At 71.2% G+C, this 11,948-nt stretch carries 9 protein-coding genes; 7 read left to right on the forward strand and 2 right to left on the reverse strand.

Translation table 11 applies throughout. The features are described from left to right. Position 1: 1 nt before the first annotated feature. Positions 2-2,653, forward strand: a complete 2,652-nt coding sequence (gene nirB, locus Q3Y56_RS10055) for a nitrite reductase large subunit NirB (RefSeq protein ID WP_304461610.1) — start codon at positions 2-4, stop codon at positions 2,651-2,653. Then, the gene (gene nirD / locus Q3Y56_RS10060; protein WP_304461611.1) at positions 2,650-3,003 is read left to right on the forward strand and encodes a nitrite reductase small subunit NirD; all 354 of its coding nucleotides are present in this window, start codon (positions 2,650-2,652) and stop codon (positions 3,001-3,003) included. Before nirB ends, nirD begins: the two co-directional genes overlap by 4 nt. 30 nt (positions 3,004-3,033) lie before the next feature. Here nirD and Q3Y56_RS10065 read toward each other — a convergent pair whose 3' ends face one another. Next, the gene (locus tag Q3Y56_RS10065) at positions 3,034-3,714 is read right to left on the reverse strand and encodes a hypothetical protein (RefSeq protein ID WP_304461612.1); all 681 of its coding nucleotides are present in this window, start codon (positions 3,712-3,714) and stop codon (positions 3,034-3,036) included. Between the two features lie 227 nt (positions 3,715-3,941). Here Q3Y56_RS10065 and Q3Y56_RS10070 point away from each other — a divergent pair, with 227 nt between their 5' ends. The 5 genes from Q3Y56_RS10070 to Q3Y56_RS10090 all read left to right on the forward strand — a co-directional run bounded on the left by Q3Y56_RS10070 (position 3,942) and on the right by Q3Y56_RS10090 (position 10,577). Then, positions 3,942-5,897, forward strand: a complete 1,956-nt coding sequence (locus tag Q3Y56_RS10070) for an APC family permease (RefSeq protein WP_304461613.1) — start codon at positions 3,942-3,944, stop codon at positions 5,895-5,897. Between the two features lie 170 nt (positions 5,898-6,067). Further along, positions 6,068-7,324, forward strand: a complete 1,257-nt coding sequence (locus tag Q3Y56_RS10075) for an ABC transporter substrate-binding protein (RefSeq protein WP_304461614.1) — start codon at positions 6,068-6,070, stop codon at positions 7,322-7,324. Further along, positions 7,324-8,349: a carbohydrate ABC transporter permease gene (locus Q3Y56_RS10080; RefSeq protein ID WP_304461615.1), complete on the forward strand. Its 1,026-nt coding sequence runs from the start codon at positions 7,324-7,326 to the stop codon at positions 8,347-8,349. The genes Q3Y56_RS10075 and Q3Y56_RS10080 overlap by 1 nt, the downstream gene beginning before the upstream one ends. Positions 8,350-8,391: 42 nt before the next feature. Continuing rightward, positions 8,392-9,264 carry a carbohydrate ABC transporter permease gene (locus tag Q3Y56_RS10085; protein ID WP_304465535.1) on the forward strand — a complete coding sequence of 291 codons (873 nt, stop codon included), beginning with the start codon at positions 8,392-8,394 and terminating at the stop codon, positions 9,262-9,264. Positions 9,265-9,416: 152 nt separating this feature from the next. Then, on the forward strand, positions 9,417-10,577 hold the full coding sequence (locus Q3Y56_RS10090) for an alkaline phosphatase PhoX (RefSeq protein WP_304461616.1): 1,161 nt from the start codon (positions 9,417-9,419) through the stop codon (positions 10,575-10,577). Here the strand turns inward: Q3Y56_RS10090 and Q3Y56_RS10095 are convergent. Continuing rightward, positions 10,543-11,649, reverse strand: coding sequence for a helix-turn-helix transcriptional regulator (locus tag Q3Y56_RS10095; protein ID WP_304461617.1), 1,107 nt, complete (start codon positions 11,647-11,649; stop codon positions 10,543-10,545). The genes Q3Y56_RS10090 and Q3Y56_RS10095 overlap by 35 nt on opposite strands. Positions 11,650-11,948 lie beyond the last annotated feature (299 nt).

Below are 11,948 nucleotides of genomic sequence, written 5' to 3' on the forward strand. Positions count from 1 at the left end.
CATGACGAAGCCGACCGAGTCCACACAGCGGACGCAGCCGGCCCAGCCTGCGCGGCCGACGATCGTGCTGATCGGCCACGGGATGGTCGGCCAGCGGTTCCTCGAAGCGCTCGCCGACCGGGGAGTCACCGGCACCGCCCGCGTGGTCGTGTTCTGCGAGGAGCCCCGGCCCGCCTATGACCGGGTCCAGTTGTCCTCGTGCTTCTCCGGCCGTACGCCCGACGATCTGTCGCTGGTCGAGGACGGCTTCATGGCCCGGCACGGCATCGAGCTGCACGTGGGCGACCCGGCCGTGGCCGTCGACCGCGAGGCGCGCACGGTCACCTCGCAGGCCGGGGTGGAGATCGCGTACGACACACTCGTCCTGGCCACCGGCTCGTACCCCTTCGTACCGCCCGTCCCCGGCAAGGACGCCACCGGCTGCTTCGTCTACCGCACCGTCGAGGACCTGCTGGCCATCGAGGAGTACGCCAAGGGCCTCGGCACCGGCACCGTGGTCGGCGGCGGGCTGCTGGGTCTCGAGGCGGCCGGGGCGCTCAAGGGGCTCGGGCTGACCACGCACATCGTGGAGTTCAACCCGCGGCTGATGTCCCTCCAGGTGGACGAGGGCGGCGGGGCCGCGCTGCGCCGCACCGTCGAGGACATGGGACTGATCGTGCACACCGGCGTCGGCGGCAAGGAGATCACGGCGGGCGAGGACGGGGCCGTCACCGCGATGCTGCTCTCCGACGGGTCCGCCGTCGACACCGACCTCGTGATCTTCTCGGCGGGCGTACGCCCCCGTGACCAGCTCGCCCGCGACTGCGGGCTGACCGTCGGCGAGCGCGGCGGCATCGCGATCGACGAGCGGTGCCGTACCAGCGACCCGTCCGTGTACGCCATCGGCGAGTGCGCGCTGGCCGCCGACGGCCGGGTGTACGGGCTGGTGGCGCCCGGCTACGAGATGGCGGAGGTGGCCGCGGACGCCATCGGCGAGGCCGTAGCGGACCGTACCGACCAGGAAAAGCGCTTCACCGGTGCCGACACCTCCACCAAGCTCAAGCTCCTCGGCGTGGACGTGGCGTCCTTCGGCGACGCGCACGGCACCGCGCCCGGCTGCCTCGACGTCGTCTACTCCGACTCCCGGGCCGGGGTCTACAAGAAGCTGGTGATCGGCGCCGACGGCGAGCTGCTGGGCGGGGTGCTGGTCGGCGACGCCGAGGCGTACGGGATGCTGCGGCCGCTGACCGGCACCGTGCCGCCGCTCGCCCCCGAGCAGCTCGTCCTCCCCGCCGGAGTGGGCGCGCCCGCCGCCCTCGGCCCGTCCGCGCTCCCCGACGAGGCGGTCATCTGCAACTGCCACAACGTCACCAAGGGCACCATCCGGGCCGCCGTCACCGAGCACTCCTGCACCACCGTCCCCGCGGTGAAGAAGTGCACCAAGGCGGGCACCGGCTGCGGCAGTTGCGTCAAGGCGCTCACCTCCCTGGTCGAGGACGAGCTGACCGCGAGCGGGGTCAGCGTCGACAAGGGCCTGTGCGGCTGCTTCGCGCACACCCGCGCCGAGCTGTACGAGATCGTGCGGACCCTGCGGCTGACCAGCTACGCCGAACTCCTGGACAGCCATGGCCGGGAGGAGGCGCGCAGCGGCGACGGCTGCGAGGTCTGCAAGCCCGCCGTCGCCTCCATCATCGCCTCGCTCGCCCCGACCGTGGGTGCGAGCGGCTACGTCCTGGACGGCGAGCAGGCCGCGCTCCAGGACACCAACGACCACTTCCTGGCGAACCTCCAGCGCAACGGCTCGTACTCGATCGTGCCGCGCATCCCCGGCGGCGAGATCACCCCGGAGAAGCTGATCGTCATCGGCGAGGTCGCGCGGGACTTCGGGCTCTACACGAAGATCACCGGCGGGCAGCGGATCGACCTGTTCGGCGCCCGCGTCGACCAGCTGCCGCAGATCTGGGCACGGCTGGTGGACGCCGGGTTCGAGTCCGGGCACGCCTACGGCAAGGCGCTGCGCACCGTGAAGTCCTGTGTGGGGCAGACCTGGTGCCGGTACGGGGTGCAGGACTCAGTCCGCATGGCGATCGACCTGGAGCTGCGGTACCGGGGCCTGCGCTCCCCGCACAAGTTGAAGTCGGCCGTCTCCGGCTGCGCCCGCGAGTGTGCCGAGGCGCGCGGCAAGGACTTCGGGGTGATCGCCACCTCGAACGGCTGGAACCTGTACGTCGGCGGCAACGGCGGCGCCGACCCGCGCCACGCCGACCTCCTCGCCCAGGACCTGGACGACGAGGAGCTCATCCGCGTCATCGACCGCTTCCTGATGTTCTACATCCGCACCGCGGACCGGCTGGAGCGCACCTCGGCGTGGCTGGAGCGGATCGAGGGCGGGCTCGACCACGTACGGGACGTCGTGGTGCACGACTCGCTCGGGCTGTGCGCGGAGCTGGAGGCCATGATGGCCGAACATGTGGCGCACTACCGCGACGAGTGGGCCGAGACGCTCGCCGACCCGGAGCGGCTGCGGCGGTTCGTCTCCTTCGTCAACGCGCCGGGCTCGCCCGACCCGTCGGTGCGGTTCGTACCCGAGCGCGACCAGGTCAAGCCGGATCTGACGATCCTGGCCGGACCCACGATCCCCGTCCGTACGCTCGAAGGGAGCACCAGCCGATGACCATGGCGCCGCAGAAGACCGCCGTCCGCGTCGAATTGCTTGTGAACCAGAGCTGGTTCGCGGTGTGCGAGCCGGCCGACCTCGTCCCGGGGCGGGGCGTGGCCGCGCTGCTGCCGGACGGCACGCAGGTCGCGGTGTTCCTGGACCGGGCGGGACAGGCGTACGCGATCGACAACCGCGATCCGTTCTCGGGCGCGTACGTGCTCTCACGCGGGCTGCTCGGCACGGCGGCGGGCGGCCGGGCGTTCGTCGCGTCGCCGCTGCTCAAGCAGCGGTTCGACCTGGTGACGGGGCGGTGCCTGGACGATGATTCGGTGACGGTGCGGGCGTATCAGGTCCGTACGGCCTGACGTCCGTACGGCCTGACGTCCGCCTGACGTCTACAGCAGGCCCGCCGCTTCCAGCAGGCGGCGGGCGCCGGCGCCGTCGATGTGGTCGGCCAGGACGCGTAACTCCCGTTCGCCATTGCGCAGCAGGCCGCGTTCGCGGGAGAGCCGTGCGCCGCGGTCGAGTTCGTGCCACAGCAGCGGGTTGCCTGTGAGGACCTTCGGGTCCAGCTCCACGCGGCGGCCCAGTATGTCGCGCAGGATCAGCCGGGGCGCCGTGCCGTGTACCCGGGTCACGCTGGTGAGCAGGTCCGTGCGTACGCGCCGCTCGCGGCCCACGGCGCCGCGGGACGCCAGCCAGCCGTCGCCGGCGGTCACGCGCCGCGGGCACAGGACGGCGAACAGCAGCAGCGCGAGCCCGGTCCAGGCGGCGGCGCGGAGCGGCGCGAGGCCGTGGCACGCGGCGTCGAGCAGGAGCATGGTGGAGAGCAGGGCCGCCGCGGCGTACAGCGCGGTGCGCAGATCGGTGGCCCACCTGCGGTCGTGGGCGAGCACCGGCCCGTCGTCGCCGACGGGATCGGGAGGCCGGGAGCAGCGCTCGCCGCCGCGGGCCGCGTCGTCGCCGCTTTCCCGGCCGCGGCTCCCGTCCCGGCCCCCGTGTCGGTCCTGGTCCCGGTCCCGGCCGCGTCCGAAACCGCGTCCGTCACCGCGTGCGCGCCCGTCTCCGCGTGCCATGGTGCTGACGCTAGGCGCGCGGCCGGTCGCGCTACCGGGCGTTGACGCGCTGCTGACTCCCCGCTGTCGAAACTTGACGCGTCACTGACACGCGCCCCTCCCGGCGTCAAAAAGGTGTAGAGATCACCCATGTCGGCGCCAAGAGCGCGCAAAGACGGCGCGCTACACGCGGAACACGCCCCCACGCTGAAGCCTCCCCCAGGCACCAGCGGAGGTATGTACCAACCATGTCGATGTCGTCGAAGGACCAGGGCTCGCCCGCCGTCGTAGCGAGCGACGAGGAGCCGCCTGATACCCGGGCCGCCGCCCTGGCCGTCTCATCGGCGCGGGAGCGGGCGGAAGCGGAGCACGGCTCGCCGCACACGGCGGAGCACGAGCAGACCGCGGAGCACGACTCCCGGCACAAACTGACCACGGTCACCGGCCTCGCCGCGCTGTCCCTGGACGCCATGGCCTCCGTCGCCTACGGGCCGGAGGCGATCGTCCTCGTCCTGGCCGCCGCCGGCGCGCACGGCCTCGGCTTCACCCTCCCCGTCACCCTCGCGATCGCCGCGCTGCTCGCGGTCCTGGTCGCCTCGTACCGCCAGGTGATCGCGGCGTTCCCGGACGGCGGCGGTTCGTACGCCGTCGCCAAGACCCACCTGGGCAAGCGGACCAGCCTGGTCGCCGCCGCCTCCCTCGTACTGGACTACATCCTCAACGTCGCGGTCGCCGTCACCGCCGGCGTGGCGGCGCTGACCTCCGCCTTCCCCGGGCTCTACGACACGCGGCTGTGGCTGTGCCTGGCCGTGCTGGTGCTGATCACCGGCGTGAACCTGCGCGGCATCGTCGAGTCGGCGCGCGTGTTCATCGTGCCCACCGTGGTCTTCGTCCTCGCGATCCTCACGCTCATCGTCGTCGGCCTGCTCCGGTCCGCGCCGGTCAGCACCGAGGCGTCGGCCGGACACGCCTCCGTACTCGCCGACAACGCCACCACCGTCGGCGCCCTGATGCTGCTCAAGGCGTTCGCGTCCGGGTGCTCCGCGCTCACCGGCGTCGAGGCCATCGCCAACGCCGTCCCGTCCTTCCGGGCCCCGGCGGTCCGCCGCGCCCAGCGCACGGAGATCGCGCTCGGCGCGCTGCTGGGCGTCATGCTGATCGGCCTGTCCGTGCTGATCTCGCGGTTCCACCTCAAGCCGGTGGAGGGCGTCACCGTGCTGGCGCAGCTCGCGGACGCCTCGCTCGGCCACAACTGGGCGTTCTACGTGATCCAGTTCGCCACGATGACGCTGCTGGCGCTGTCCGCGAACACGTCCTTCGGCGGGCTGCCGGTGCTGCTGAAACTGCTCGCACGCGACAACTACCTGCCGCATGTCTTCGGCCTCAAGGCCGACCGCCAGGTGCACCGGCACGGCGTGCTGGCACTGGCCGCCGTCTCCGCGCTGCTGCTGGTCTTCTCCGGCGGCGACACCAACACCCTCGTACCGCTCTTCGCGATCGGCGTCTTCGTCGGCTTCACCATCGCCCAGACCGGCATGGTGATCCACTGGCGGGAGCAGCGCGGGCCGGGCTGGCGGGGCAAGGCGCTCCTCAACGGCTTCGGGGCCCTGCTCACCGGCGTCAGCGCGGTCGTCGTGACGGCGACGAAGTTCCACGACGGAGCGTGGCTGATCGTCGTCGCCCTGCCGCTGCTCGTGCTGTGCTTCGAGGCCGTGCACCGCGCGTACGGGCGCATCGGCGACGCCCTGGGCCTGGGCCGGGTCCCCGAGGCCCCGCACCGCGAGCACTCGCTGGTCGTCGTACCGGTCTCCGGGCTGTCCCGGCTGACCAGCGAGGCGCTGACCGCCGCCGCGTCGCTCGGCGACGAGGTACTGGCCGTCACCGTCACCTACCAGGACCCCGAGGACCAGGAGGCGGCCGCCGCGCTGCGCCGCGACTGGGAGCTGTGGAACCCGGGCGTGGACCTCCTGGAGGTGCCGTCCGCGACGCGCACCGTGGGACGGCCGGTGGCGGCCCTGGTCCAGCGGCTCGCCGAGCAGCGCCCCGGCACCCGGGTGACGGTGCTGATCCCCGAGGTGGAGCCCACGCGGCTGTGGCAGCGGCTGCTGCAGAACCAGCGCGGCGCGGTCGTGGCCCACGCGGTGCGACGGGACACGGACGCGGTGATCTGCCGACTGCGGTTCCGTCTGACGGCCGCCGCCTGAGTCCGGACGCCGGATCCGGCGCACCCCCTCCGCCCGGGTCCGGCGTCCACCCCAACTCCCCTCCAGCCAGGCTGACATATGACGGCAACACGTCTTTCGTAATCCGAGCCCACCCTTGATCGTTGGTTCATACGACGCATGGTCTGGCCATACGAGCGAGGGGGCGCCCCATGTCCATCAGCCGCAGACGACTGCTCGGTTCCGGCACCGGGATCGCCCTGACCGGTGCGCTGGCCGCCGCGTGCGGCTCCAACACCGGCCGCGGCTCGGGCGACGGCCCGGCCATCGACCAGTGGTACCACCAGTACGGCGAGCCGGGCGCCGAGCAGGCGGTCAAGCGGTACGCCGACGCGTACGCCCAGGCAGACGTCACGGTGCAGTGGCGGCCCGGCAACTACGACCAGCAGACCGCCGCCGCGCTCCTCACCGCCTCCGGTCCCGACGTCTTCGAGGTCAACGGTCCGACGCTGGACCAGATCCAGGGCGGGCAGGTGGTGGATCTGACCGATCTCGTGGCGGGGGTGAAGGACGACTTCCACCCGGCGGTGCTGGCCACGAAGACCCACGACGACAGGATCTGGGGCATCCCGCAGGTCGTCGACGCGCAGCTGCTCTATTACCGCAAGAGCATGCTGGCCGACGCCGGGATCGAGCCACCGCGCACGCTCGACGAGTTGATCGACGCGGCGAAGGAGCTCACCACCAAGGACGTCAAGGGTTTGTTCTGGGGCAACGACGGCGGGCCCGGGGTGCTGATGGCCACCCCGCTGTACGCGGCGGGCCTGTCGGCCGTCACCGACGACGGGACCGTGGGCTTCGACGATCCGGCCGCCGCCCGTACGCTCGGCAAGCTGCGCCGGCCGTACAAGGACAAGTCGCTGCTGCTGGGCGCGCCGAGCGACTGGTCGGACCCGTCGGCGTTCATCCAGGGGCTGACCGCGATGCAGTGGTCGGGGCTGTGGGCGCTGCCGCAGATCAAGAAGGAGCTGCGGGACGACGTCGGGGTGCTGCCGTTCCCGAAGGACGGCCCGGACGGCGCGCCTTCGGTGCAGGTCGGCGCGTACGGGGCCGCGGTCAGCGCCCGCAGCGAGCACCAGCGGCAGGCCAAGGCGTATCTGAAGTGGCTGTGGGTGGACAAGACGGAGTACCAGGAGGACTTCGCGCTCTCCTACGGCTTCCACATCCCGGCCCGGATCTCGCTGGCGAAGAAGGCGGAGAAGTTGAAGGAGGGCGCGGCGGCGGAGGCCGTGCGGTTCGCCACCGACCACGGGTACGCCCAGCCGCTGCTGTGGACCACGGCGAGCCAGACCGCGTACAAGGACGCGCTCAGCCGCATCATCAAGGACGGTGCGGACCCGGACGGCGAACTGCGGTCGGTGGTGCGCAAGACGGAGGCGGAGCTGCGGCGTGTGAAGAAGAAGCGCTGATGGGGCGCGAGGCGGATCCCCTCACGGCGCCCGGCGCGGGGCGGCGCTCGGCCCTGACTCGGCGGCCATCGGCCCCGTGTGCGACGCCCGGCCCAGCGCGGCGCCCGGCCGTACCGCGCCGGCTGCTCGGCCCGCAGAACCGGAATCTATGGTTCTGGATCTTCGTCGGCCCCTTCGTGATCGGGCTCACCGTCTTCACATACGTACCGCTGGCCTGGAGCGTCTACCTCTCCTTCTTCGACGCCCACAACACGGTCTCGCCGACGGACTTCGTCGGGTTCGACAACTACACGGCCATGCTGCGGGACGATGCGTTCACCGACAGCCTGGCCACCTTCGCGGTCTTCACGGCCTTCATCGTCCCGGCCACCTTCGTACTGTCGCTGGCGCTGGCGCTGATGGTGAACCGGCTGCGCTGGGCCCAGGCGTTCTTCCGGTCGGTGTTCTTCCTGCCCGTGGCGTGCAGTTACGTCGTGGCGGCGCTGGTGTGGAAGATGTCGATCTTCAACGGGGTGCGGTTCGGGCTGGCGAACACCGTCCTCGGCTGGTTCGGCGCGGACCAGGTCGCCTGGCTGTCGACCACGGACCCGCCCTGGTACTGGCTGGTGATCGTGACCGTGCGGCTGTGGCTCCAGACCGGCTTCTACATGGTGCTGTTCCTGGCCGGGTTGCAGCGCATTCCGCCCCGGCTGTACGAAGCGGCGGCGGTGGACGGCGCGCGGCCGGGCTGGCAGACCTTCCGGCACGTCACCTTCCCCCAACTGCGCGCGACGTCGGTGGCGGTGGCGCTGCTGCTGGTGATCAACGCGTTCCAGGCGTTCGACGAGTTCTACACCCTGCTGTCGGACGCGCGCGGCTATCCGCCGTACGCCCGGCCGCCGCTGGTCTACCTCTATTACACGGCGCTCGGGCAGGAGCAGAACCTGGGGCTCGGCAGCGCGGGCGCGGTGATCCTGGCGCTGATCATCGCGGTGGTGACGGTGGCGCAGGCGCGCTGGTTCGGTCTCGGCCGCAAGGAGGAGTGAGGACGGATGCGGAACCTGAGCCGGACGCGAGAGCCGAACCGGATGCGGAACCCGAGCCGGGCCCGGACGCCGATCGACACGCACGACGCCCTGGTGCGGGTGGGCCGGGCGCTGCGGCTCGTACTGCTGATCGCGCTCGCGCTGCTGTTCCTGATCCCCTTCTATCTCCTGGTACGGAACGGGCTGGCGCGCGAGGAGGACATCACCGCGGCCGACTGGACGTTCTTCCCGCGCGACCTCCAATGGTCGAACGTCACCGAGCTGTTCGACGATCCCAACGTGCCGATGGCGCGGGCCCTGTGGAACTCCTCGGTGATCGCGGTGGCCACCACGGCCGGCACGCTGCTGCTGGCGTCCCTGGCCGGATACGGCCTGGCCCGCATCCCGTACCGCTACGCGAACGCTGTCTTCTACTGGATCCTGGGCACGCTGATGGTGCCGGCCGCGGTCACGTTCGTGCCGAGCTTCGTGCTGGTGTCCTCGCTCGGCTGGATCTCCACGATGCGCGGCCTGATCGTCCCCACGCTGTTCTCCGCCTTCGCGTGCTTCGTCTTCCGCCAGTTCTTCCTGGGCTTCCCGCGCGAGTTGGAGGACGCGGCGCGGGTGGACGGGCTCGGCTACTGGCGGACGTACTGGCGGGTCGTGGTGCCGAACTCGCGGCCGGTGTTCGCGGCGGTCGGCACCATCGTCTTCATCGGGGCGTGGAACTCCTTCCTGTGGCCGCTGGTGATCGGGCAGGACCGGGACGCGTGGACGGTGCAGGTGGCGCTGTCGACGTTCACCACCGCGCAGACGGTCCGTATCCATGAGCTGTTCATCGCCGCGGCTGTCTCGATCCTGCCGCTGCTGCTCGTCTTCCTGGTTCTCCAGCGCTTCATCGTGGCCGGAGTCGAACGCTCCGGCATCGACGACTGAACCACCGGGGCCAAGGCGCCGACTGCTCGGCATGGCCGGTTCACCGCTCGTTGACGCCTCATCAATTCAGCACTCCTAGGTTTCTCGGCGCTGCCCCCCTTCCTCGCCGCCGACCGGCCGCGGGGCACGTCAGCAACCTCCGTGGAGTGACCATGGAACGTCGCAGCCTCTTGCGCGCAGCATTCATAGGAACGTCGGCCGCCGTCTTCGGCGGCTCCCTCTCGCGTGGCGCCGCGTACGCCGCCCCCGCCCAGAACGGCCCCGGCCCGTACGGTGCGCTCGGCGCCGCCGACGCCAACGGGATCCAGCTGCCGAACGGCTTCACCAGCAGAGTGATCGCCCGGTCCCGGCAGACGGTCTCCGGCACCTCGTACACCTGGCACGACGCCCCCGACGGCGGTGCCTGCTTCGCCGACGGCAGCGGCTGGATCTATGTCTCCAACTCGGAGATCTCGTCCACGGGTGGCGCCGGTGCCGTCAAGTTCAACTCCTCGGGCACCATCACCGGGGCCTACCGGATCCTGTCCAACACCAATCGCAACTGCGCGGGCGGCGCCACACCGTGGAACACCTGGCTCTCCTGTGAGGAGGTGTCACTCGGCTACGTCTACGAGACCGACCCGTGGGGCGTGAACGCGGCCACGCGCCGCGACGCCATGGGGCGCTTCAACCACGAGGCCGCCGCCGCCGACCCGGTGCGCCAGGCGATCTACCTGACCGAGGACGCGGGGGACGGCTGCTTCTACCGCTTCCTCCCGGCGACCTGGGGCAACCTGTCCTCCGGCACCCTGCAGGTGCTCAAGGCCGGGACCGGCACCTCCGGCTCGTTCACCTGGGGAACGGTGTCCGACCCGGACGGCTCCCCGACCGCGACCCGCAACCAGGTCTCCGGGGCCAAGCGCTTCAACGGCGGCGAGGGCTGCCACTACGCCGACGACACCGTCTGGTTCACCACCAAGGGCGACAACCGCGTCTGGCAGATCAACCTGGCCAACAGCACCTACGAGCTGGCCTACGACGACAACCTGGTCAACCCCGGCCCCGCCCCGCTGACCGGCGTCGACAACGTGACCGGTTCGTCCTCGGGCGATCTGTTCGTCGCGGAGGACGGCGGAAACATGGAGATCTGCATCATCACGCCGGACGACATCGTCGCGCCGTTCCTCCGGATCACCGGCCAGTCCAGCTCGGAGATCACCGGACCGGCCTTCTCCCCTGACGGCACGCGGCTGTACTTCTCCAGCCAGCGCGGTACGTCCGGTAGTTCGTCGGGCGGCATCACCTACGAGGTGACGGGTCCGTTCCGCTCGTAGTCAGTCGCTGGCTCGGCTCGGGCGCCGGCCGGGAAGCCTGCTCCGCGGTCAGTCGGGAACCCTGCTCCGGCACCCGCTCCGCTGGTGTGCCGCCCCGCAACAGGGCGGCGCCCAGCGGAGTCAGCGTATGCAGCACCGCGCCGCCCTGGCGCAGCGTCAGCAGCAGTCCGGCCTCGCGCAGCACACTGGCGTGCTGGCTGGCGGAGGCCAGCGAGACCCCGACCCGGCGGGCGAGCTCACTGGTGGTGCAGCCGGCGCCCACGCCCTGGAGGACCGCCGAGCGGGTCTGCCCCACGAGCTTGCCCAGCCAGTGGGCCTTGGTGGAAGCGGTGACGGGCTGCCGCAGCGGCCGCGGCGGGGCGGACTCGCCGGCGTGTTCGACCGGGTAGACCAGGACCGGGGTCAGCTCCGCGTTCCGGTACGTCACCGGCGTACGGCGGCAGAAGAACGACGGCTGGAGCAGCAGCCCGCGGCCGTTCAGGAACAGGTCCCGGTCGACGGGGTAGTCGACCTCCAGGACCGGCGGGCGCCAGCGCGTGGTGGGCGGCAGCGAGGCCAGCAGCCCGTCCGCGCCGCCGTCCAGCAGGGCGCGGCCGCGGCGGGCGCGGTCGGCTTCGACGCGGGCCTGGAGGTGCGGCCAGTACGGGGCGACGGCGGCGGCGTGGTAGGCGCGCAGCGCGCCCAGCAGCCGGTCGAACGCGGGGCCGGCGCCCTGGGCCAGGTCCTGGATCCAGGAGGGGAGTGTGCGGTCGGCCGAGAGCCGGGCGACCTCGTCGTGCAGGCGGGCACCGGGAGTCGCGCGAAGCGCCTCCATCGCGGCGTCCGCCCCGATTATGCCTTCGGCGGGCGTCAGGAAGTCCGGGAAATAGCCGCGCAGCGGAATCAACGGTGCCAGCAGACGCGTTTCACCGTTCAATCGTGTGCGCGTTTCCGCTCGCCAATCGCCGTATACCATCTCCGCCTGTTTGTCGCGGAGTCGGTGGAAACTTAAGACGGTTTCCCACAGTGCGTCGGGGCGGTTCGCCATCCGCACCCGTGCCAGATCGAGTTCTGTGAAATGAACACGTAGCACCAGACCCCCACAAAGTGACATCCGTGGCCACCCCCCGATCACGGATGAGTATGCACACTAACACAGCCAGTCACCACGCCCTTTTGGCCACACTTGAAACGGGTCGCGGAGCCCATGTTGCAACCGCAATGCTTGTCACCAGGAAAGCGCGGGGAAACACCGCAGAACCAGCGGTGGACGTCCGCATTTCAACAGGACGTGCTCAGGACCTGGATTGCTCGTTCCCGTGGGGGGTGACGAGTGCGTACCGGCCGCTGAGCACTTCTGTTGCCCGCTCGGGCCGATGCGAGCGGGCAGCA

The sequence above is a fragment of the Streptomyces sp. XD-27 genome (assembly GCF_030553055.1).
GTDB lineage: Bacteria > Actinomycetota > Actinomycetes > Streptomycetales > Streptomycetaceae > Streptomyces.

Bases quoted from the DNA above. Each gene is read 5' to 3' on its own strand.
- Q3Y56_RS10085 (WP_304465535.1), top strand. From the start codon at position 8,392: ATGCGGAACCCGAGCCGGGCCCGGACGCCGATCGACACGCACGACGCC.
- Q3Y56_RS10090 (WP_304461616.1), top strand. From the start codon at position 9,417: ATGGAACGTCGCAGCCTCTTGCGCGCAGCATTCATAGGAACGTCGGCC.
- Q3Y56_RS10075 (WP_304461614.1), top strand. From the start codon at position 6,068: ATGTCCATCAGCCGCAGACGACTGCTCGGTTCCGGCACCGGGATCGCC.
- nirD (WP_304461611.1), top strand. From the start codon at position 2,650: ATGACCATGGCGCCGCAGAAGACCGCCGTCCGCGTCGAATTGCTTGTG.
- Q3Y56_RS10065 (WP_304461612.1), bottom strand. From the start codon at position 3,714: ATGGCACGCGGAGACGGGCGCGCACGCGGTGACGGACGCGGTTTCGGA.
- Q3Y56_RS10080 (WP_304461615.1), top strand. From the start codon at position 7,324: ATGGGGCGCGAGGCGGATCCCCTCACGGCGCCCGGCGCGGGGCGGCGC.
- Q3Y56_RS10070 (WP_304461613.1), top strand. From the start codon at position 3,942: ATGTCGATGTCGTCGAAGGACCAGGGCTCGCCCGCCGTCGTAGCGAGC.
- nirB (WP_304461610.1), top strand. From the start codon at position 2: ATGACGAAGCCGACCGAGTCCACACAGCGGACGCAGCCGGCCCAGCCT.